At 58.6% G+C, this 18,803-nt stretch carries 29 protein-coding genes; 3 read left to right on the top strand and 26 right to left on the bottom strand.

All coding sequences use genetic code 11. The features are described 5' to 3' along the window. Nucleotides 1-2: 2 nt before the first annotated feature. The 9 genes from rplF to Q1A89_RS02300 all read right to left on the bottom strand — a co-directional run bounded on the left by rplF (nt 3) and on the right by Q1A89_RS02300 (nt 3,727). Entirely contained in the window at nt 3-536 is a 534-nt protein-coding gene (gene rplF, locus Q1A89_RS02340) for a 50S ribosomal protein L6 (protein WP_299723187.1), read from the bottom strand. Nucleotides 537-546: 10 nt separating this feature from the next. Next, a complete protein-coding gene (gene rpsH / locus Q1A89_RS02335) occupies nt 547-939 on the bottom strand; it encodes a 30S ribosomal protein S8 (RefSeq protein ID WP_299723184.1) in 393 nt (130 codons plus the stop codon). A 13-nt stretch (nt 940-952) separates the two neighbouring features. Next, complete coding sequence (rpsN, locus tag Q1A89_RS02330; protein WP_299723181.1) at nt 953-1,258, bottom strand: 30S ribosomal protein S14; 306 nt, start codon at nt 1,256-1,258, stop codon at nt 953-955. Between the two features lie 18 nt (nt 1,259-1,276). Further along, nucleotides 1,277-1,840: a 50S ribosomal protein L5 gene (gene rplE, locus Q1A89_RS02325; RefSeq protein ID WP_299723178.1), complete on the bottom strand. Its 564-nt coding sequence runs from the start codon at nt 1,838-1,840 to the stop codon at nt 1,277-1,279. Then, a complete protein-coding gene (gene rplX / locus Q1A89_RS02320) occupies nt 1,840-2,145 on the bottom strand; it encodes a 50S ribosomal protein L24 (protein WP_299723175.1) in 306 nt (101 codons plus the stop codon). The genes rplE and rplX overlap by 1 nt, the downstream gene beginning before the upstream one ends. After that, on the bottom strand, nt 2,145-2,513 hold the full coding sequence (gene rplN / locus Q1A89_RS02315) for a 50S ribosomal protein L14 (protein WP_108838846.1): 369 nt from the start codon (nt 2,511-2,513) through the stop codon (nt 2,145-2,147). The genes rplX and rplN overlap by 1 nt, the downstream gene beginning before the upstream one ends. Before the next feature lie 77 nt (nt 2,514-2,590). Then, the gene (rpsQ, locus tag Q1A89_RS02310; RefSeq protein ID WP_024088546.1) at nt 2,591-2,821 is read right to left on the bottom strand and encodes a 30S ribosomal protein S17; all 231 of its coding nucleotides are present in this window, start codon (nt 2,819-2,821) and stop codon (nt 2,591-2,593) included. An 11-nt stretch (nt 2,822-2,832) separates the two neighbouring features. Continuing rightward, nucleotides 2,833-3,033 (bottom strand): 50S ribosomal protein L29, encoded by a 201-nt coding sequence (rpmC, locus tag Q1A89_RS02305; protein WP_299723165.1) that lies wholly within the window; start codon nt 3,031-3,033, stop codon nt 2,833-2,835. Between the two features lie 223 nt (nt 3,034-3,256). Beyond that, nucleotides 3,257-3,727: a VPLPA-CTERM sorting domain-containing protein gene (locus Q1A89_RS02300; RefSeq protein WP_299723162.1), complete on the bottom strand. Its 471-nt coding sequence runs from the start codon at nt 3,725-3,727 to the stop codon at nt 3,257-3,259. Between the two features lie 353 nt (nt 3,728-4,080). Between Q1A89_RS02300 and Q1A89_RS02295 the strand changes: the two genes are divergently transcribed. Both Q1A89_RS02295 and Q1A89_RS02290 read left to right on the top strand, forming a co-directional pair. Next, on the top strand, nt 4,081-4,698 hold the full coding sequence (locus Q1A89_RS02295; protein WP_299723159.1) for a TIGR02466 family protein: 618 nt from the start codon (nt 4,081-4,083) through the stop codon (nt 4,696-4,698). Beyond that, nucleotides 4,685-5,272, top strand: coding sequence for a hemerythrin domain-containing protein (locus Q1A89_RS02290; protein WP_299723156.1), 588 nt, complete (start codon nt 4,685-4,687; stop codon nt 5,270-5,272). The genes Q1A89_RS02295 and Q1A89_RS02290 overlap by 14 nt, the downstream gene beginning before the upstream one ends. A gap of 15 nt (nt 5,273-5,287) precedes the next feature. Here Q1A89_RS02290 and Q1A89_RS02285 read toward each other — a convergent pair whose 3' ends face one another. The 16 genes from Q1A89_RS02285 to rpsL form a co-directional block, all read right to left on the bottom strand. Further along, entirely contained in the window at nt 5,288-5,509 is a 222-nt protein-coding gene (locus tag Q1A89_RS02285; protein ID WP_299723153.1) for a hypothetical protein, read from the bottom strand. A 375-nt stretch (nt 5,510-5,884) separates the two neighbouring features. Further along, nucleotides 5,885-6,061: a hypothetical protein gene (locus Q1A89_RS02280; protein WP_299723149.1), complete on the bottom strand. Its 177-nt coding sequence runs from the start codon at nt 6,059-6,061 to the stop codon at nt 5,885-5,887. Nucleotides 6,062-6,346: 285 nt separating this feature from the next. After that, complete coding sequence (gene rplP, locus Q1A89_RS02275; protein ID WP_108838854.1) at nt 6,347-6,760, bottom strand: 50S ribosomal protein L16; 414 nt, start codon at nt 6,758-6,760, stop codon at nt 6,347-6,349. A gap of 15 nt (nt 6,761-6,775) precedes the next feature. Beyond that, nucleotides 6,776-7,483: a 30S ribosomal protein S3 gene (gene rpsC, locus Q1A89_RS02270; protein WP_299723139.1), complete on the bottom strand. Its 708-nt coding sequence runs from the start codon at nt 7,481-7,483 to the stop codon at nt 6,776-6,778. After that, complete coding sequence (rplV, locus tag Q1A89_RS02265; RefSeq protein ID WP_299210808.1) at nt 7,483-7,863, bottom strand: 50S ribosomal protein L22; 381 nt, start codon at nt 7,861-7,863, stop codon at nt 7,483-7,485. Before rplV ends, rpsC begins: the two co-directional genes overlap by 1 nt. After that, a complete protein-coding gene (gene rpsS, locus Q1A89_RS02260; protein ID WP_076628866.1) occupies nt 7,860-8,138 on the bottom strand; it encodes a 30S ribosomal protein S19 in 279 nt (92 codons plus the stop codon). Before rpsS ends, rplV begins: the two co-directional genes overlap by 4 nt. Before the next feature lie 3 nt (nt 8,139-8,141). Further along, complete coding sequence (gene rplB, locus Q1A89_RS02255) at nt 8,142-8,984, bottom strand: 50S ribosomal protein L2 (RefSeq protein ID WP_299723127.1); 843 nt, start codon at nt 8,982-8,984, stop codon at nt 8,142-8,144. A 509-nt stretch (nt 8,985-9,493) separates the two neighbouring features. After that, nucleotides 9,494-9,994 carry a hypothetical protein gene (locus Q1A89_RS02250; RefSeq protein WP_299723124.1) on the bottom strand — a complete coding sequence of 167 codons (501 nt, stop codon included), beginning with the start codon at nt 9,992-9,994 and terminating at the stop codon, nt 9,494-9,496. Nucleotides 9,995-10,256: 262 nt separating this feature from the next. Continuing rightward, complete coding sequence (locus Q1A89_RS02245) at nt 10,257-10,553, bottom strand: 50S ribosomal protein L23 (protein ID WP_299723121.1); 297 nt, start codon at nt 10,551-10,553, stop codon at nt 10,257-10,259. Beyond that, nucleotides 10,550-11,167: a 50S ribosomal protein L4 gene (gene rplD / locus Q1A89_RS02240; RefSeq protein ID WP_299723118.1), complete on the bottom strand. Its 618-nt coding sequence runs from the start codon at nt 11,165-11,167 to the stop codon at nt 10,550-10,552. The genes Q1A89_RS02245 and rplD overlap by 4 nt, the downstream gene beginning before the upstream one ends. Next, nucleotides 11,164-12,027, bottom strand: a complete 864-nt coding sequence (gene rplC / locus Q1A89_RS02235; protein WP_299723115.1) for a 50S ribosomal protein L3 — start codon at nt 12,025-12,027, stop codon at nt 11,164-11,166. Before rplC ends, rplD begins: the two co-directional genes overlap by 4 nt. Before the next feature lie 13 nt (nt 12,028-12,040). Next, nucleotides 12,041-12,355, bottom strand: coding sequence for a 30S ribosomal protein S10 (gene rpsJ, locus Q1A89_RS02230; protein WP_108838874.1), 315 nt, complete (start codon nt 12,353-12,355; stop codon nt 12,041-12,043). A gap of 161 nt (nt 12,356-12,516) precedes the next feature. Beyond that, nucleotides 12,517-13,692, bottom strand: a complete 1,176-nt coding sequence (gene tuf, locus Q1A89_RS02225; RefSeq protein ID WP_299723053.1) for an elongation factor Tu — start codon at nt 13,690-13,692, stop codon at nt 12,517-12,519. Between the two features lie 80 nt (nt 13,693-13,772). After that, complete coding sequence (gene fusA, locus Q1A89_RS02220; protein WP_299723112.1) at nt 13,773-15,899, bottom strand: elongation factor G; 2,127 nt, start codon at nt 15,897-15,899, stop codon at nt 13,773-13,775. A gap of 26 nt (nt 15,900-15,925) precedes the next feature. Then, entirely contained in the window at nt 15,926-16,396 is a 471-nt protein-coding gene (rpsG, locus tag Q1A89_RS02215; RefSeq protein ID WP_108839210.1) for a 30S ribosomal protein S7, read from the bottom strand. A gap of 12 nt (nt 16,397-16,408) precedes the next feature. Further along, nucleotides 16,409-16,780: a 30S ribosomal protein S12 gene (gene rpsL, locus Q1A89_RS02210; RefSeq protein WP_024809820.1), complete on the bottom strand. Its 372-nt coding sequence runs from the start codon at nt 16,778-16,780 to the stop codon at nt 16,409-16,411. Nucleotides 16,781-17,113: 333 nt separating this feature from the next. Between rpsL and Q1A89_RS02205 the strand changes: the two genes are divergently transcribed. Then, the gene (locus Q1A89_RS02205; protein ID WP_299723105.1) at nt 17,114-17,923 is read left to right on the top strand and encodes a putative rhamnosyl transferase; all 810 of its coding nucleotides are present in this window, start codon (nt 17,114-17,116) and stop codon (nt 17,921-17,923) included. On the opposite strand, the gene Q1A89_RS02200 is transcribed toward Q1A89_RS02205, so the two are convergent. Further along, a complete protein-coding gene (locus Q1A89_RS02200; RefSeq protein WP_299723102.1) occupies nt 17,912-18,778 on the bottom strand; it encodes a DMT family transporter in 867 nt (288 codons plus the stop codon). The genes Q1A89_RS02205 and Q1A89_RS02200 overlap by 12 nt on opposite strands. Between the last annotated feature and the right edge of the window lie 25 nt (nt 18,779-18,803).

Genomic DNA, 18,803 nt, shown 5'->3' with positions numbered 1-18,803 from the left:
CCTTACTTCTTCTTGCCTTCCTTACGGAAGATGAATTCGCCTTTATAGCGGATGCCTTTGCCCTTGTAGGGCTCGGGCTTGCGCCACTCGCGGATGTTTGCAGCCACTTGGCCGACCAATTGCTCGTCGATACCCTCGACGATGATTTCGGTCTGCTTGGGGGCTGTCACGGTCACACCGGCGGGCGGTGTATAATCGACGTCGTGCGACAGGCCGAGGTTCAGTTTCAGCGTGTTGCCCTGCATGCTGGCACGATAACCAACACCCTGGATTTCCAGCTCTTTCTTGAACCCGTCTGTCACGCCTGTGACCAGGTTTGCGACCATGGTGCGGCTCATGCCCCACTGCTGGCGCGCGCGCTTGGACTTGCCACGAGGCATCACGGTGACGGCGTTGTCTTCAACCGACAGGGTCACATCATCCGTTGCCTTGAACGAACGGGTGCCCTTGGGGCCCTTGACTTCGATCTGCTGACCAGAGACGGATGCGGAAACACCCGAGGGCAGATCGACCGGTTTTTTACCAATACGAGACATCTGCTTCTCCTTAGAAGATCGTGCAGAGCACTTCGCCGCCAACATTCTGGCTGCGTGCATTTGCATCCGACATCACACCTTTGGAGGTGGAGACAATCGACACACCCAGGCCCTGACGGACCGACGGGATGTCATTGACGCCCATGTAAACGCGACGACCGGGTTTGGAGACCCGCTTCAATTCGCGAATAACAGGTTCGCCTTCGTAGTATTTCAGGCTGATCTCGATGGCGGGGTGGCCATCTTCACCTTTGATTTCTTCGAAACCACGGATGTAACCTTCGTCCGCAAGCACTTCGAGAACGCGGACACGCAGTTTCGACGCAGGGGTCGAGACCACGGATTTGCCGCGCATCTGGCTGTTGCGGATGCGGGTGAGCATATCTGCGATAGGATCGGTCATAACTCTCTCTCCCTTACCAGCTTGACTTGACCATGCCGGGGATTTGCCCGGCAGAGCCGAGTTCCCGCAGCGCGATCCGGCTGATTTTCAGCTTGCGATAATACGCATGCGGACGACCGGTCAGTTGGCAACGATTGTGAAGACGTGTGGCGGAGCTGTTGCGTGGCAGTTTGGCCAGCTTCAGGGACGCGCGGAAACGGTCTTCCATCGGTTTGGTTTCGTCACTGATGATTGCTTTCAGCTCAGCACGCTTGGCGGCGTACTTCTTCACCAGCTTTTCGCGCTTCACTTCCCGCGCGATCATGGATTTTTTAGCCATATCTAGTCTCTCCTGCGCTTACGAGTTGAAGGGCATGTTGAAATGCTTGAGCAAAGATTTTGCTTCGGCATCGGTTTGGGCTGTGGTCGCGATCACGATGTCCATCCCCCAGGTCTCGTCGACCTTGTCGAAGTCGATCTCGGGGAAAACGATGTGCTCTTTGAGACCCATGGCATAGTTGCCACGGCCGTCAAAGGACTTGCCGGACACGCCGCGGAAGTCACGGACGCGCGGCATCGCGATGGTGATCAGACGGTCGAGGAATTCGTACATCCGGTCGCCGCGCAGCGTCACCTTGGCACCCAGTGGCATGTCTTCGCGAACGCGGAAACCGGCGATGGATTTCTTGGCCGTGGTGGTCAGGGCCTTCTGACCGGCGATGGCCGTCAGATCTTCCTGTGCCGATTTGGCTTTCTTACTGTCACGAACAGCTTCGGCACCGCAGCCAATGTTCAGGACAATCTTATCCAGACGCGGGATCTGCATGTCGTTCTTGTAACCGAACTCTTCTTTCATCGCGGCCTTGATCGTGTCCTTGAACACAGCCTTGAGGCGGGGGGTGTAGTTTGCAGTGTCAAGCATCAGATCACGTCCCCTGTTGTCTTGGCAAAGCGCACTTTCTTGTCGCCGTCCATCTTGAAACCCACGCGGGTGGGTTTGCCGTTGGAGTCGAGCAGCGCGCAGTTGGACAGGTCAACGGGCATCGCTTTGGGGATGCGGCCGCCCTGGCTATCCTGGGTCTGGCGTGTGGCGCGGATGGCGATGTTGATGCCATCGATCACGGCCTTGTTGGATTTCGGGTCAATCGAGGAAATCGTGCCCTCTTTGCCCTTGTCCTTGCCGGCCAGCATGACGACCTTATCGCCTTTTTTCAGTTTCGCAGCCATCAGAGCACCTCCGGAGCAAGCGAGATAATCTTCATGAAGTTCTTGGCGCGCAGTTCGCGAACAACGGGGCCAAAGATCCGTGTCCCCACGGGCTCGTTTGCGTTGTTCAGGATGACTGCGGCGTTGCGGTCAAAACGGATGGCTGTGCCATCGTCACGACGAACTTCCTTGGCGGTGCGCACGACGACGGCTTTGCGGACGTCACCTTTCTTTACGCGGCCGCGTGGGATGGCTTCCTTGACCGACACGACGATGACGTCGCCGACGGATGCGTATTTACGCTTGGAACCACCCAGGACCTTGATGCACTGAACTCGGCGAGCGCCGGAGTTGTCAGCAACATCCAGGTTGGTTTGCATCTGGATCATTTGGTTTCTCCCGACCTTTGGGGGGCGATGCGTGCCTGATCCCCAGGGTTTCGATTAATGTGGCAAATGCCGGAAACTTACGCTTCCAGCACCTCCCAGCGTTTTGTCTTCGATTTTGGCGCGCATTCGATGATGCGAACGGAGTCACCAACCTTGAAGGCATTCTTTTCATCGTGCGCCCGGTACTTCTTGGACTTACGAATGGTCTTTTTCAGAACCGGGTGCGTGAAACGGCGTTCCACGGAAACGGTCACTGTCTGGGCGTTGGCATCGGATGTCACGGTGCCGGTCAAAATACGCTTGGGCATCTAAAGGCTCCTTATTCCGCTGCCGACTTGGCTTTTTCATTGAGGATCGTCTTGACGCGCGCGGCATCACGACGGACCGAGCGCAGACGCGCCGGGTTCTCGATCGACCCTGTGGCCTGCTGGAAACGCAGGTTGAAGGCTTCTTTTTTCAGGTTTGCGAGATCATCGCGAAGCTGGTCGGGGGTCTTGTCCCGAAGTTCTTGGGCGTTCATGCGCCATATCCTTTCAACATCACGAGAGGGCCGCAGCATATGCGTCACCCTGATTCCCGTGGAGTGGGTGGTGAAGTGCGCCGTATAGGGGGGGTGCGCGGGTATGGCAAGCCTTATTCCTTACCACTCGGGAACGTCGTCACTGGGCGCATTCCAGACGCATCACAAAAAACGGCAAGGGCCCGTGCATCGGCGGGCCCTCATCCAAATTCAATGCGTCTGTTCAGGCGGCTGTCTTGCGACGTCCGAATGCGGCGATCCCGCCAAAGACGCCGAGCAACAAGAACCCGCTCGCCGGCAGTGGCACGGCACCAACCAATTGGACGTTTGCCGCAGAAGGGTCATAGACTTCGCTCACAATGGTGGGATCGCCGAAAAAGACCTCCCCTCCCAGAACGCCAAAGCCTGCTGGAACCGGATTTTGAGTTCTGAAGTCTGCGACAAGACCTGAAAGCGACCATGTTCTTGAATTGGTCAGCGCTTGGTTTCCTGTGTTCTGGACACCGGGTTGCGTCGAAAGTTCGACAACGAAATTGGTCATGTTCGAGATGATATCTCCAGTCAGGTCACCATCGAACGTGCCGAACGCTGTGCCAAAGCTGGCGGTGTAGTTAAATGTAAAAGACGCTGCATTTGCGGAACTTGCAGTGGCGATCACAGCGGCGGCGACGGCCGCGAGAAATTTGGTTTTCATTTTTTTGCATCCTGAAACGGTTGAACTTCAACAAAGTAAATTGCGACAGCCTCTATGGATGCCCTGTCAATGTGTTCTTTTTTTGACATAATTTTTAATGGTTCAAAGTTACCATCGGGTCAATCGCCATCTCGATGAACTTCTACGGGGCAATTGCGTGGTCAATTGGGAACCCCCGCCCCGGCACCGGGAACAGCGGATGCTGGCCAAGTGCACGGTTTTCCTTGGGATATCGTGATAATGTTTGCGGTATATGGCCTGATAACAGCGGTCCAAAGCCACAGCGGCCGACGGGACCTTCAGCGCATTGAAACAATATCGCCATTCGCGTATCGCTCGGTTATCAACACGACATGAACATCACCTCTCTCTTTGCCACCCGCCTCTATCACGCCCCGCTCTCCGCCTTTGATCCACACATCAACCCGGACGAGCTCGAAGCCTCCTGCTATGCCATCGCCGAAGACGACGAGGCCGGGCAGGAATGGTGCGAGGAACAGGGCTTTCCGGGCTATACCTCTTATGCCTCGCTCGCCGACCTGCCCTGGCGCTTTCCGATCTTTGGCGACGTCGTCAAGGCGCTCGACGCCCATGTCGCCGCCTTTGCGCGCGACCTCGCCTTTGACCTTGGCGACAAGGCGCTGAAACTCGACAGCATCTGGATCAACATCCTGCCCGAGGGCGGCATCCACACCGGCCACATCCACCCCCACTCGGTGATCTCCGGCACCACCTACGTGGCCCTGCCCGAAGGCACCAATGCGCTCAAACTCGAAGACCCGCGGCTGGCCATGATGATGGCCGCCCCGCCCCGGCTGAAAGACGCCGCCACAGACCTACAGACCTTCCACTACGCCCGTCCTTCCGTCGGCGATGTGCTGTTGTGGGAAAGCTGGCTGCGCCACGAGGTGCCGATGAACATGAGCGAGGACGACCGCCTGTCGGTGTCATTCAACTATGGCTGGGAATAGCGACCTGAGCGCAGTCCCGCTTGAGAACTTGTCGGTCGAGGCGGGCACGCGCCCCCACGCCCCTGCCCTGCCCAACGCAACCGGCGCACAGCGCGCCAAGGGGCGGCAACTGGCGTCGATCCACGCCCACTATCTGCAGGACATGGCGCGACTGGCGGCCGTGATTGACCGGATCGAGGCCGGAGTTGCGCCCCCCGCCCATCTCGCGCAGATCGTTCTGGCCTCCGACATGGCGCAGAACTTTGCGGCCTTCGGCAACCTGTGCGGGCAAGGCTGCCAGATGCTGACGATGCACCACAATATCGAGGAACAGCACATGTTCCCCGAGATCGAGGGCAAGGCCACGCCCTTTGCGGCCCTCATCGCGCGGCTGCGCGAGGAACATAAAGTGGTGCATGAATTGCTGGATCGGCTGGCGGCGTGTTCGGCGCGGCTGACCCGGTCACCCGATGCCGAGGGGTTCGCCGAAACCCGCGCAGTCTTTGCCGCCCTGCACCGCGCGATCCAAAGCCATTTCGGCTATGAAGAGCGTGAGTTGGAAGCTGCCATCGGCGTCTATGTCGAGCAGTTCTGAGCGCTGCCGGACGCGCTATTTCTCGACTTTCTTCGCCTTCTTGTTCGTCTCTGCCGCCGCCTCAGCGGCCTTCTTGGCCGCCTTTTCCTCTTTGGTCAGTTTGTTGCCCCATTGATTGTTGGACAGCCCCAACCCATCCGGCATCGGCTTGGTCTTGCCCTTCTTGACCTCGCCGCCCTTGTTGAGGAACTCTTGGATCAGATCTTCGTCAGTGGTGGGTTTGGGGACGTGTTTCATGGGGTGGCCTCGCTCTCCGGGGTGCAGGTTCAGCCTAGCGATGTGTGGGGCAATAGCTACTGTTAAGCCGCTCCCGATGCTTCAGAGCGCCAAGCCCCGCCATCGACAGGCCGCGGCGTGTCGATCCGCCAATACTGCTAAAGCTCTTTATGGCAGCCAAATACATCTTGGATTTGGTCAGAGTTCCGCATGCTGCCAAGCCTCAACCTGTCGGATAGGCCAGCGCCCGACCGATCTGGAGGGCTGTTGATCTGAGCGTTCCATGGCCGTCAAGCACAGCGTAACCGTTCAGCGCAGGTATCGACATAGCGCCCGCCCTCCGGGGGGAGGTCGGTCGGGCGCTGGCCGGGCTTGGCGCCCGGCTGGGGACACAACTTAGTCGCGGCGCTTGTCTTCAGACATTGCGTCAACAAGCGATACCAGAAAATCACCGTGACCACTGAGATAAAGACCAAAGAGCACAATAACCGCCAGCAAAACGGCGCCAAAGCCTTTGCCTGACATTCCAAACAGCTTCAATTCAGCATTTCTAAGGGTGGTCCAGAACTCCATACACATTCCTCGCTATAGAAAGATGAATGAAGCTCCTAGCTCCGCAGCTAAAGCTTTCGGAGTAAGCACGCAAGAAAAACCAGCAGTTCTATTTTCAATCTACAGAAATATTCCGGAGTAAAATAAACCCCCGACGCTCTCACGCCGGGGGCTTCAATTCTCACCGTAGGGTGGGGTTTCACCCCACCGCTCACCAGTCCTTGTCAAAGACAGCGTTCAATCTCCACCGGGTGCCGCTCTCGTGCATTTGCTACGCAAATACCGTGCCGCGCACTCAGAGAAGACTTACCAGTCCTCGCGAACGACCACCCGTGTCTTGATCGGCAGTTTCATCGCTGCAAGACGCAGGGCCTCGCGGGCGATGTCATCATTCACGCCGTCGATCTCGAACATCACGCGGCCGGGTTTGACCTTGGCCGCCCAACGGTCGACCGAGCCTTTACCTTTACCCATCCGGACCTCAATCGGCTTGGCCGAAATCGGCACATCCGGAAAGATACGGATCCAGACACGGCCCTGACGTTTCATGTGACGCGTCATGGCCCGACGGGCGGCTTCGATCTGACGGGCGGTGATCCGCTCGGGTTCGATCGCTTTGAGACCGTAAGTGCCAAAGTTCAGATCGGACCCGCCTTTGGCGAGACCCTTGATCGAGCCCTTGAACTGCTTACGGAACTTGGTGCGCTTTGGTTGAAGCATCCTTATGCCCTCCTATCAGCGACGACCGCCGGCACCGCGAGGTGCTGGGCCGTCTTGGAGTTCTTGTGCCTTGCGGTCACGCGCCTGCGGATCGTGTTCCATAATCTCACCTTTGAAGATCCAGGTCTTGATCCCGATGATACCGTAGGCCGTTGTCGCTTCGACATGGGCGTAATCGATATCGGCACGCAGGGTATGGAGAGGCACACGGCCCTCACGATACCATTCGGTCCGCGCAATCTCGGCACCGCCAAGGCGGCCCGCGACGTTCACACGAATGCCGAGGGCACCCATACGCATGGCGTTTTGCACGGCACGTTTCATGGCACGGCGGAAAGACACCCGTCGCTCCAGCTGTTGTGCAATGGACTCACCAACCAACGCAGCGTCCAGCTCCGGCTTGCGGACCTCAACGATGTTGAGGTGCAGTTCGGAATCCGTCAGGTTCGCCAGCTTCTTGCGCAGACCTTCGATGTCCGCACCTTTCTTGCCGATGATGACACCGGGGCGGGCTGTGTGGATCGTGACGCGGCACTTCTTGTGAGGGCGTTCGATGATCACACGGGCCACACCGGCCTGCTTGCACTCTTCCTTGATGAAATCACGGATTTTCAGGTCTTCCAGCAGAAGGTTCCCGTAATCCTTGGTGTCGGCATACCAGCGGCTGTCCCATGTACGGTTCACCTGCAGGCGCATGCCAATCGGATTAACTTTATTTCCCATTAGGCTTGCTCCTCTACCTGACGCACCTTGATCGTGATTTCCGCGAAGGGCTTCATGATCTTGCCGAAACGACCGCGCGCCCGGGGGCGGCCACGTTTCATGGTCAGGTTCTTGCCAACCCAGGCTTCGGCGACGATCAGCTCGTCGACATCCAGGTTATGGTTGTTTTCAGCATTGGCGATGGCCGACTGCAGGCACTTCTTGACGTCCTGCGCGATGCGCTTTTTGCTGAAGGTGAGGTCGGTCAACGCCTTGTCCACCTTCTTGCCGCGGATCATCTGGGCAACCAGGTTCAGCTTTTGCGGAGAGGTACGCAGCATGCGGGTCTTCGCCATCGCTTCATTGTCCGCCACGCGGCGCGGGTTCTTATCCTTGCTCATTTGCGTTTCGCCTTCTTGTCAGCGGCGTGACCGTAATAGGTCCGCGTGGGCGAATATTCACCGAACTTCTGGCCGATCATCTCTTCGGACACGTTCACGGGAATATGCTTCTGGCCGTTGTACACACCAAAGGTCAGACCCACGAACTGGGGCAGAATGGTGGACCGACGGGACCAGATCTTGATGACTTCATTGCGACCCGATTCACGGGCCGCTTCGGCCTTTTTCAACACATAAGAGTCGACAAAAGGGCCTTTCCAAACAGAACGAGACATCTATCAGCGTCCTTTCTTCTTGGCGTGACGCGAGCGGACGATCAGCTTTTGCGACGCTTTGTTCTTGTTGCGGGTACGGGCACCTTTGGTGGGCTTGCCCCATGGGGACACAGGGTGACGACCACCCGAAGTACGGCCCTCACCACCACCATGGGGGTGGTCGATGGGGTTCATCACGACACCACGAACACTGGGGCGGATGCCCTTGTGACGCATGCGGCCCGCTTTACCGTAGTTCTGGTTGGAGTTGTCGGGGTTGGACACGGCACCAACGGTGGCCATGCATTCCTGACGGACCAGACGCAGCTCACCCGAGCTGAGGCGGATCTGGGCGTAGCCCCCATCGCGGCCCACGAACTGGGCATATGTGCCGGCGGCGCGCGCGATCTGACCACCCTTGCCGGGCTTCAGTTCGATGTTGTGGATGATCGTGCCGATGGGCATGCCGGAGAAAGGCATTGCGTTGCCGGGCTTGATGTCGGCCTTGGCCGATGCGATCACCTGATCCCCGATCGCCAGACGTTGGGGGGCCAGGATATAGGCCTGCTCGCCGTCCGTGTAACGCACCAGCGCGATGAACGCAGTCCGGTTGGGGTCATATTCGATGCGTTCGACGACTGCCGAAACATCCATTTTATTCCGCTTGAAATCGACGATCCGATAGAGGCGTTTCGCGCCCCCGCCTGTGCGGCGCATCGTGATCCGTCCGGTGTTGTTCCGTCCGCCAGACTTGGTCAAACCCTGTGTAAGGGATTTGACCGGGCGGCCTTTCCAAAGCTCCGAACGGTCGATCAGTACCAGCCCACGCTGGCCCGGCGTCGTCGGCTTATACGACTTGAGTGCCATGATTGCTGTCTTCCGTTTTGCTGTCTGCGGCCCGTGGACCGCTCTGGTTATAGGCCCCCGTAGGTGCCCGAGATGGTGCGGCGTGGGGCGGACGACACGTCCGCCTTACGGCCAAAGACAAAGCCCCGGACGAATCCGGGGCGCTGCCGATGGGTGCGTGTATTAGGGGTTTGGGGTGGGGTCAAGGGTGAAGACAGAAAAGGCTCAGCGCTATAGATCCATTTACTATGAGACGGGTTTTGTAAGTGTCCGCCAAGCTTCGCAAAACGTTTCGTAATCCATTCTTAGTCTAAGGTACTGAATTCTAGATAATTTCTTGAAGGTGGTATCATCGTCCTCGCGGTTGGCTCCCAGCGTATCTCGTATGAAGTCAATAGCTTCCATCGCAGCCTCTAGTCTTTCACCATAGACCGGCTCGTGGTGGGCTACCCTGTTTCGCGTTGCATATATGACTTCAAGAGATTGAGCGACACTTGACCGCCTAAGTTTCTTGTTTGGGAAAACGGCTTTTAATGAAGGCTTCCACAATTCCTGTTCATAGTCTCTCGAGTACAGCCGCTTCCAAAAAGAAAATGTTGTCTGAGAAATAATTTGCCCGTGTGAGACAACAAAAAGTGACTGTCTTTTTTTGCGATGGTCTTATGCGTTGTCCCTGCCGGTTTTCCGGTCGGGAATGCAAACGCATCAAGCCAAGTCTTTTCTTTGTAAGCCAGCTTGGAGTATAGAGCTTTCCTCGCGTGGGACGTAGCTGAACTTATAGCTTTGCGCTCATATCCTTCCAACGGAACAGCTGTTTTACCTGGAAGAAGCCAGTTGGGATCGCCAAAGTGGCGGATGATGCGCTCATTAGTGCTGTTGCGCAAAGATAATTCCAGCAGTGCGATAAGAGACATTAATGAAGAACCCAACTGCAGAGTGTAGTTGTGCAAAGCTATAGCTTTTTCTTGTCTATCTGTATGATTTTCAAAAGTTTTTAGACGCTCTGGCGAAATATAACTTACGATATCCATGCAATAACCTTTGAGTTTTCACTTGAATATTCGACGATAGGTTGCTACCTTCAGAATTGAAAGGCTGGGGATAAGGTCGGCAGTTCCACTTCGGTGGTTACGGACCCCCCGCCTCATTGAAGAAAGGCCCGCCTAGTAGGCGGGTCTTTTTTGTTGTTAGTTGCCTATGAAATTTTACTCCCATTCAAGCAAAAAACCCCGACCGCTCACGCAGCCGGGGTTCTCAATCTCTCCGTAGGGCGGGGTCACCCCCGCCACCCGATCAAAGACCGGTTGTCACGTCGATCGTGTTGCCTTCTTCAAGCGTCACATACGCCTTCTTGACGTCCTTGCGCTTGCCGAGCGCCCCACGGAAGCGCTTCACTTTGCCCTTCGTGATGGTCGTGTTCACAGCCTTCACCTTCACACCAAACAGCGCCTCAACGGCCTCTTTGATCATGGGTTTGTTGCTGTCCATCGCCACCTCAAAGACAATCGCGCCATTCTCGGACGCCATGGTCGCTTTCTCGGTGATGATCGGCTTGCGGATCACGTCGTAATGTTCTGCCTTGGCACTCATTTCAGTCGAGCCTCCAGTGCTTCGATCCCCGCCTTCGTGATCACCAGAGTGTCACGTTTCAGGATATCGTATACGTTTGCGCCCATCGACGGCAGGATATCCAGCCCTTCGATGTTGCGGGACGCGGCGAGGAAGTCTTCGTTGACCGAAGCCCCGTCGATGACCAGCGCGCGTTTCCAGCCCAGGTCCTTGACCTGCTTGGCCAGAGCGGCGGTTTTGCCCGACGTGCTCGCATCCTCGATCACCACCAGCTCACCGGCCGCCATCTTTGCGGACAGCGCGTGGCGCAGCCCCAGTTTGCGGAACTTCTTGGTCAGGTCGTGGCCGTGCGAACGGACAACGGGGCCTTTGTAAACACCACCACCGCGGAAGATCGGAGCAGAGCGCGCGCCGTGGCGTGCGCCGCCGGTGCCTTTCTGGCGATAGATCTTCTTGGTCGAGTATTTGACTTCGGACCGTGTCTTGACCTTGTGCGTACCGGCCTGCGCGTTGTTACGCTGCCAGCGGACGACGCGGTGCAGGATGTCGGCGCGTGGCTCGAGGCCGAACAGAGCCTCGTCCAGGTCTACCGAACCGGCCTTGCCGCCGTCGAGTTTGATGACATCGAGTTTCATGCGTCACCTTCTTTCTTGGCTTCTTCAGCAGCTTGCGCTTCGGCCACGGCATCCGTCTTGGCCTCGTCGGCCTCGGCGGCTTCCATTGCGGCCTGCTCTTCTGCGGCGGCTGCGGCTGCGGCGGCCTCTGCTTCGGCGGCAGCGGCTGCTGCGGCTTCTTCAGCGGCTTTTGCGGCTTCTTCAGCTGCGGATTTCAGAGCAGCGGGCAGGATCGCATTTTCAGGGAACGGCTTTTTCACCGCGTCCTTGACGGTGACCCAGCCACCTTTGGACCCGGGCACAGCGCCCTTGATCATGATCAGACCACGGTCAGAGTCCGTGCGCACAACCTGCAGGTTCTGCGTTGTGACACGGGCAGCACCCATGTGACCGGCCATCTTCTTGCCTTTGAAGACCTTGCCTGGATCCTGACACTGACCGGTGGAGCCGTGCGAACGGTGCGAGATCGACACACCGTGGCTGGCCCGCAGACCACCAAAGTTGTGGCGTTTCATGGCACCGGCAAAACCCTTACCAATCGAGGTGCCTGTCACGTCGACAAACTGACCCTCAAAGTAGTGGTCGGCGATGATTTCTTCGCCCACGTTGATCATGTTGGATTCAGAGACGCGGAACTCGACCAGCTTGCGCTTGGGCTCAACCTTTTGAGCGGCGAAGTGGCCGCGCATGGCTTTGCTCACACGTTTCACTTTTGGCGAACCTGCGCCAAGTGTGACAGCGGTGTAGCCGTCCTTGTCCGATGTCCGTTGGCCGACAACCTGCAGACCGTCCAATTGGAGCACGGTCACAGGGATCTGCTTGCCGTCTTCCATGAACAGCCGGGTCATGCCGACTTTCTTTGCGAGTATTCCAGAGCGCATATCCATACCCTCCTTACGATTGCAGCTTGATCTCGACGTCCACACCAGCGGCAAGGTCGAGCTTCATCAGCGCGTCCACGGTCTGGGGGGTCGGATCAACGATGTCGAGCAGACGCTTGTGCGTGCGGATCTCGAACTGGTCACGGGATTTCTTGTCAACGTGGGGGCCACGCAGAACAGTGAATTTTTCAATCTTGTTCGGCAGCGGGATGGGCCCGCGCACGGAGGCACCGGTGCGTTTGGCGGTGTTGACGATTTCCTGTGTGGACGCGTCCAGCACACGATAGTCAAACGCCTTCAGCCGAATGCGAATGTTTTGGCTTTGGATGGCCATGTCTCAGCTTCCCTTATTCGGGTCTTTAGAGCGGAGAGGAGGAGCGCCGCGCATCGACACCCCTCATCGCGTCTTTATGTCTAGCCGTAGGGCGGGGTTTCACCCCGCCGCGACGTGTCGGTCAGGCGGGGTGAAACCCCGCCCTACCGCGCAACTCAGTCGGTGATCTTGGACACCACGCCGGCGCCGACGGTGCGGCCGCCTTCGCGGATGGCAAAGCGCAGGCCCTGTTCCATCGCGATCGGGGCGATCAGCTCGACCCCGAAAGACACGTTGTCGCCCGGCATCACCATTTCCGTGCCCTCAGCCAGCTGAACCGTGCCGGTCACGTCCGTGGTGCGGAAGTAGAACTGCGGGCGGTAGTTGGCGAAGAACGGCGTGTGACGGCCACCCTCTTCCTTGGTCAGGATGTAGGCTTCGGCTTCGAACTTGGTGTGGGGCTTCACGCTTCCGGGCTTGCACAGCACCTGGCCGCGCTCAACGCCTTCACGCTCAACACCGCGCAGCAGGGCGCCGATGTTGTCGCCCGCTTCACCACGATCCAGCAGCTTGCGGAACATTTCCACGCCCGTGCAGGTCGTCTTCTTGGTGTCGCGGATGCCCACGATTTCGATCTCGTCGCCGACGTTGATCACGCCACGCTCGACACGACCGGTCACAACCGTGCCCCGGCCGGAGATCGAGAACACGTCCTCGACCGGCATCAGGAAGGGCTGGTCCACGGCGCGCTCGGGCGTCGGGATGAACTCGTCCACAGCCGCCATCAGCGCGCGGATGCTGTCTTCGCCGATCGCGTTGTCACGGCCTTCCATCGCGGCCAGAGCCGAGCCGGGGATGACGGGGATGTCGTCGCCGGGGTACTCGTAGCTGGACAGCAGCTCGCGGATTTCCATCTCGACCAGCTCGAGCAGCTCTTCGTCGTCCACCTGGTCGACCTTGTTCATGTAGACAACCATGGTCGGGATGCCGACCTGGCGGCCCAGCAGGATGTGCTCGCGGGTCTGCGGCATCGGGCCGTCGGCCGCGTTCACAACCAGGATCGCGCCGTCCATCTGCGCCGCACCGGTGATCATGTTCTTGACGTAGTCGGCGTGGCCGGGGCAGTCGACATGGGCGTAGTGACGGCTTTCCGTCTCGTATTCCACGTGCGCGGTCGAGATGGTGATGCCACGGGCTTTCTCTTCGGGCGCGCCATCAATCTGGTCATATGCCTGAAAATCGCCGAAATACTTCGTGATCGCCGCCGTCAGCGTCGTCTTGCCGTGGTCAACGTGACCAATCGTGCCGATGTTAACGTGCGGTTTGTTACGTTCAAACTTTGCCTTTGCCATGATGGCCTCCTTGCATTGGATGGCGGGGTGAACCCCGCCCTACGGTTGGTGGGTAGGGCGGGGTTCACCCCGCCATCCCGTTAAGCGAATTTTGCCTGGATCTCGTCGCTGATGTTCTGCGGCACGGCTTCGTAGTGGTCGAACTGCATGGTGAAGTTCGCACGACCCGAGGACATCGACCGCAGCGTGTTGATGTAGCCGAACATGTTGGCCAGCGGCACAAAGGCGTCGATGGCAATCGCGTTGCCGCGTGTGTCCTGACCCTGCACCTGACCGCGACGCGATGTGAGGTCGCCGATAATGCCACCGGTGTACTCTTCGGGCGTCACAACCTCGACCTTCATGATCGGTTCCAGCATCTTGGCGCCGGCCTTCTTCATGCCTTCGCGCATGCCCATGCGAGCGGCGATTTCAAAGGCCAGAACGCTGGAGTCAACGTCGTGGAATTTACCGTCGATCAGGGCCACCTTGAAGTCGATGACGGGGAAGCCAGCCAGCGGGCCACTATCCATCACGGACTTGATGCCTTTTTCCACACCGGGGATGTATTCCTTGGGAACGGCACCACCTACGATGCGCGATTCAAAGGAATAGCCTTCGCCTGGCTCTGTCGGCGAGATGATCAGTTTCACCTCAGCAAATTGACCCGAACCACCCGACTGTTTCTTGTGGGTATAGGTGTGCTCGACCTCGTGACCGATGGTCTCGCGATACGCCACTTGCGGGGCACCGATGTTGGCTTCGACCTTGAACTCACGCTTGAGGCGGTCGACCAGAATGTCGAGGTGAAGTTCGCCCATGCCCTTCATGATGGTCTGACCGGATTCCAGATCAGTTTCCACACGGAAAGACGGGTCTTCGGCGGCCAGACGGGCCAGACCTTGCGACATCTTCTCCTGGTCGGCCTTTGTTTTGGGCTCGACCGCGATCTCGATCACCGGATCGGGGAAGTTCATCGTTTCAAGCACGACAGGATCGTTCACCGACGACAGGGTGTCGCCTGTGGTTGTGTCCTTGAGACCGGCCAGCGCGATGATGTCACCCGCATAGGCTTCGGTGATTTCTTCGCGGTTGATCGAGTGCATCATCATCATGCGACCGACGCGCTCTTTCTTGCCTTTGGTCGAGTTCAGGAGCGTGTCGCCCTTGTTCAACACACCCGAGTAGATGCGGGTAAAGGTCAGCGAGCCGACGAAGGGGTCGTTCATAATTTTGAACGCAAGGCCCGAGAACGCCATGTCATCATCCGCACGGCGGGCGATGTTACGGGTTTCTGTTTCGTCACCGGGTTTGAAGCCCATGTAGTCGACAACGTCCAGCGGGCTAGGCAGATAGTCGATCACGGCGTTCAGCAGCGGCTGCACGCCTTTGTTCTTGAAGGCAGAGCCACACAGAACGGGGATGAACTTGATGGCCAGCGTGCCCTTGCGGATCAGCTTGCGCAGCGTGTCGACGTCGGGCTCCTGGCCTTCCATCAGATACGCTTCCATCGCGTCGTCGTCCATTTCGACGGCGGTCTCGATCAGGTGCGCGCGCCATTCTTCGGCTTGCGCCTTCAGGCTGTCGCGGATTTCGCGTTGTTCCCAGGAGGCACCCAGATCTTCACCGGCCCAGACCCACTCTTTCATGGTGACCAGATCGACCATGCCTTCCAGCTCGGTTTCGGCACCAATCGGAATTTGCACGGGCGCAGGTGTCGCACCTGTGCGGTCCTTGATCATCTTCACGCAGTTGAAGAAGTCGGCACCGATCTTGTCCATCTTGTTGACGAACACGATGCGCGGCACCTTGTAGCGATCGGCCTGACGCCAGACGGTTTCCGTCTGAGGCTCAACACCCGCATTGGCATCCAGAACCGCAACCGCGCCATCGAGAACGGCCAGCGAACGCTCGACTTCAATGGTGAAGTCCACGTGGCCGGGCGTGTCGATGATGTTCATCCGGTACTTGGTGTCGGATGTGGCATCGGCTGTCGGCTCTTCCTGACGCTGCCAGAATGTGGTGGTCGCAGCAGAGGTGATCGTGATCCCACGCTCTTGTTCCTGCTCCATCCAGTCCATTGTGGCCGCACCATCGTGCACCTCACCAATGTTGTGGGATTTGCCTGTGTAGAACAGGATGCGTTCCGAACATGTGGTCTTGCCGGCATCGATGTGTGCCATGATGCCAAAGTTGCGGTAGCGTTGAAGCGGATAGTCGCGTGCCATGGGGTATGGTCCTCAGGGTATCTGGTTTACCAACGGTAGTGGCTGAACGCTTTGTTGGCGTCGGCCATCTTGTGTGTGTCTTCGCGCTTTTTCACAGCGGTGCCGCGGGACTGAACAGCGTCCATCAGCTCACCTGCGAGGCGCTCTTCCATCGTGTTCTCGTTGCGCTTGCGCGACGCGATGATCAGCCAGCGGATGGCCAGCGCTTCGCGGCGCTCGGGGCGAACTTCGACGGGCACCTGGTAGGTGGCACCCCCGACGCGACGCGAACGCACTTCGACGGAGGGTTTGATGTTGTCCAGCGCTTCGTGGAACACTTCCACGGGGGCGCGCTTGATCTTGGATTCAACCCGGTCGAACGCGGAATAGACGATGCGCTCAGCAGTCGATTTCTTACCATCGACCATCAGGTTGTTCATGAACTTGGTCAGAACCTTATCGCCATATTTGGCGTCGGGCAGGACTTCGCGTTTTTCGGCGGCGTGACGACGTGACATCTGCTGCTCTCCTTATTTGGGGCGCTTGGCGCCGTATTTCGAACGGCGTTGCTTACGATCTTTGACGCCTTGGGTATCCAGAACGCCGCGCAGGATGTGGTAACGCACACCGGGAAGGTCTTTCACACGGCCGCCACGAATCAGAACAACCGAGTGTTCCTGCAGGTTGTGGCTTTCACCGGGAATGTAGCTGATGACTTCAAAGCCGTTGGTCAGGCGCACCTTGGCGACTTTCCGCATGGCCGAGTTCGGCTTTTTCGGTGTCGTTGTATAAACGCGTGTACACACACCGCGTTTTTGCGGGTTCCCCTCAAGGTGAAGGGACTTTGAGCGTTTGACTTTGGGCTGCCGCGGTTTGCGGATCAGCTGTTGGATCGTTGGCATTGCAGGTATGTTCCCCGTCTCATCAACATATGTCGTGCGGGGCGGCCCCGCGGTTTCAATTCAATCGCCCCTGTGCGTCCACAAAAGCGCAAAAACCGCAATCGCTCCCGTGAGGGGCGACGCGGTGGGTTTCCAGAGGATCGGGCCAATGCAGGGGCCGGATCGTGTCCACTTCGGTTATGATTTCGGTTTCGGGCATTAACCCGGTCCGAGATAGCGGGCGTATAGGGGGAGTCGGAGACACTGTCAACAGCCAGAGGCGGCTTGCGCAGACCCGTGTGGCTCGGGCATGGTCAGCGCGTCAACCAGTCGTGTTTTCAGGGTCTTTTCGCAATGCAGGTTATCGGTCTTTGTCGCTTTTCCTACCCTGCCGTGGGCGGCTTTCAGGTCGATTTCGAGGACTTTGCAGAAAAGCTCGCCTATCTCTACGCGCCCACACGGATGGAAGAGCGATTTGCCACCTTTGAGACCATCACCCTGCCCCCGCTGCGCGCCCAGAGTGACTCCGATTTCACCCTTGTCGTGGTGATCGGCGACAGCCTGCCCGCCCCATACCGCACGCGGTTAGAGGCCCTGCTGGCCGATATGCCGCAGGCGGTGATCCAGTCCCATCCGCCCGCACAGCACCGCCCCATCATGAAACAGATCATCAATTCGGTCCGGGTGGACAGCGACACGCCCTGCCTGCAGTTCCGCATGGATGACGATGATGCGGTGGCCATCGACTTCGTCGCAAGGTTGCGGCAGGTGGCAGGCGACGTGGCGGATCTGGCCGCACGGGACAACCTGCTCGCCATCGACTTCAACCGCGGTTTCATCGTGCGCCCCGGTGCAGACGGGATCGCCGCGGTCGAAACGGCCGTGCCCTACCAGACCGCGGCGCTGGCAATGATGGTCGCGCCCGGATCGCGCCAGACCATCATGAACTTCGCCCATCACAAACTGGCGGAAAAGATGACGACGGTTACGGTCACGGACAGCATCATGATGCTGCGCGGGCACAACGACTATAACGACTCCCGCCAGGGTCCATCGGCCAGGCCTCACAAGCTGACGCTGATGGATGAGGCCGGCGAGGTGCTGTTGCGCGAACGCTTTGCCATTGACGCAGACGCGGTGCGGCGCGCCTTTTCAGCGCTGTGACAGCGCGCGCTCGCGGTAGAGCGTGAACAGCCCCGTCGCCACCACGATCCCGGCCCCCACGAGGGTCAGGTTGGTCGGCCAGTCGCCAAAGATCAGCCAACCCAGCAACAACGCCCAGACCAGACCGGTATAACGGAACGGCGCGACAAAGCTGATCTCGCCCACACGCATCACCTGCACCGAAAACCAATAGCCGCCGATGATGAAGACAGCAGACCCGGCAATCAGCGCGGCCAGCCACAAATCGATGGTCACCCAAGGCGTGGCCGCCGAGGCGACCCCGGCAAACCCCATGACGGTCACCGCCGCCACAAAGGTCACCGTCATCGACGGCACCCCGGGCGACAGGCGGCGGGTGGCGAGATCACGGATCGTCACACAGACAACCGCCATCAGCGCGTAAGCCGACCACAGGCTGAACCCTTCAGGCCCGGGACGCACAATCAGCAACATCCCCATAAAGCCCAACAGGATCGCGGCCATGCGCCGCCAGCCCAAGGGCTCGCGAAAGAAAAAGGCGGCCCCAAGCGCCACGGTCAGCGGCAGGACCTGCAGCACGGCGGTCACATTGGCCAGCGGCATGTTGAACAGGGCCGTGAGAAAGAAATAGGCCGCCCCGATTTCCGCCGCCGAGCGCAGGGCGACCAAACCCCAATCGCGCCGCGCAAGGTCGAACTGCAAGGTGCCAAGGCCCCGCGCCACCCCGTAGATCAAGACCGAGGACAGCACCCCGCGCAGAAACAGCAACTGCATCAGCGGCACGGCCCCGTCCGTCAGCTTGATCAACGTGTCGTTGAGGGTGAAGGACGCCATCGACGCCATCATGAACAACGCACCAAGGGTGTTGGGAGACATCTGAAAAACCGCCAGTCAATTTGGC

Source organism: uncultured Tateyamaria sp., from assembly GCF_947503045.1.
Lineage (GTDB): Bacteria > Pseudomonadota > Alphaproteobacteria > Rhodobacterales > Rhodobacteraceae > Tateyamaria.
The sequence above is the reverse complement of the archived record's forward strand: the minus strand, read 5'-3'. Positions and strand labels throughout refer to the sequence as shown.

Bases quoted from the DNA above. Each gene is read 5' to 3' on its own strand.
- rplC (WP_299723115.1), bottom strand. From the start codon at position 12,027: ATGCGCTCTGGAATACTCGCAAAGAAAGTCGGCATGACCCGGCTGTTC.
- rplB (WP_299723127.1), bottom strand. From the start codon at position 8,984: ATGGCACTCAAGTCGTATAAGCCGACGACGCCGGGCCAGCGTGGGCTG.
- rplN (WP_108838846.1), bottom strand. From the start codon at position 2,513: ATGATCCAGATGCAAACCAACCTGGATGTTGCTGACAACTCCGGCGCT.
- rpsC (WP_299723139.1), bottom strand. From the start codon at position 7,483: ATGGGAAATAAAGTTAATCCGATTGGCATGCGCCTGCAGGTGAACCGT.
- rplX (WP_299723175.1), bottom strand. From the start codon at position 2,145: ATGGCTGCGAAACTGAAAAAAGGCGATAAGGTCGTCATGCTGGCCGGC.
- fusA (WP_299723112.1), bottom strand. From the start codon at position 15,899: ATGGCACGCGACTATCCGCTTCAACGCTACCGCAACTTTGGCATCATG.
- rplE (WP_299723178.1), bottom strand. From the start codon at position 1,840: ATGCTTGACACTGCAAACTACACCCCCCGCCTCAAGGCTGTGTTCAAG.
- rpsQ (WP_024088546.1), bottom strand. From the start codon at position 2,821: ATGCCCAAGCGTATTTTGACCGGCACCGTGACATCCGATGCCAACGCC.
- rpsG (WP_108839210.1), bottom strand. From the start codon at position 16,396: ATGTCACGTCGTCACGCCGCCGAAAAACGCGAAGTCCTGCCCGACGCC.
- rplV (WP_299210808.1), bottom strand. From the start codon at position 7,863: ATGAGCAAGGATAAGAACCCGCGCCGCGTGGCGGACAATGAAGCGATG.
- rpsH (WP_299723184.1), bottom strand. From the start codon at position 939: ATGACCGATCCTATCGCAGATATGCTCACCCGCATCCGCAACAGCCAG.
- Q1A89_RS02290 (WP_299723156.1), top strand. From the start codon at position 4,685: ATGGCTGGGAATAGCGACCTGAGCGCAGTCCCGCTTGAGAACTTGTCG.
- Q1A89_RS02200 (WP_299723102.1), bottom strand. From the start codon at position 18,778: ATGTCTCCCAACACCCTTGGTGCGTTGTTCATGATGGCGTCGATGGCG.
- rpmC (WP_299723165.1), bottom strand. From the start codon at position 3,033: ATGAACGCCCAAGAACTTCGGGACAAGACCCCCGACCAGCTTCGCGAT.
- rplP (WP_108838854.1), bottom strand. From the start codon at position 6,760: ATGCTTCAACCAAAGCGCACCAAGTTCCGTAAGCAGTTCAAGGGCTCG.
- rplD (WP_299723118.1), bottom strand. From the start codon at position 11,167: ATGAAACTCGATGTCATCAAACTCGACGGCGGCAAGGCCGGTTCGGTA.
- Q1A89_RS02300 (WP_299723162.1), bottom strand. From the start codon at position 3,727: ATGAAAACCAAATTTCTCGCGGCCGTCGCCGCCGCTGTGATCGCCACT.
- rplF (WP_299723187.1), bottom strand. From the start codon at position 536: ATGTCTCGTATTGGTAAAAAACCGGTCGATCTGCCCTCGGGTGTTTCC.
- tuf (WP_299723053.1), bottom strand. From the start codon at position 13,692: ATGGCAAAGGCAAAGTTTGAACGTAACAAACCGCACGTTAACATCGGC.
- Q1A89_RS02205 (WP_299723105.1), top strand. From the start codon at position 17,114: ATGCAGGTTATCGGTCTTTGTCGCTTTTCCTACCCTGCCGTGGGCGGC.
- rpsL (WP_024809820.1), bottom strand. From the start codon at position 16,780: ATGCCAACGATCCAACAGCTGATCCGCAAACCGCGGCAGCCCAAAGTC.
- Q1A89_RS02285 (WP_299723153.1), bottom strand. From the start codon at position 5,509: ATGAAACACGTCCCCAAACCCACCACTGACGAAGATCTGATCCAAGAG.
- rpsS (WP_076628866.1), bottom strand. From the start codon at position 8,138: ATGTCTCGTTCTGTTTGGAAAGGCCCTTTTGTCGACTCTTATGTGTTG.
- rpsN (WP_299723181.1), bottom strand. From the start codon at position 1,258: ATGGCTAAAAAATCCATGATCGCGCGGGAAGTGAAGCGCGAAAAGCTG.
- Q1A89_RS02245 (WP_299723121.1), bottom strand. From the start codon at position 10,553: ATGAGTGCCAAGGCAGAACATTACGACGTGATCCGCAAGCCGATCATC.
- Q1A89_RS02295 (WP_299723159.1), top strand. From the start codon at position 4,081: ATGAACATCACCTCTCTCTTTGCCACCCGCCTCTATCACGCCCCGCTC.
- Q1A89_RS02280 (WP_299723149.1), bottom strand. From the start codon at position 6,061: ATGGAGTTCTGGACCACCCTTAGAAATGCTGAATTGAAGCTGTTTGGA.
- Q1A89_RS02250 (WP_299723124.1), bottom strand. From the start codon at position 9,994: ATGGATATCGTAAGTTATATTTCGCCAGAGCGTCTAAAAACTTTTGAA.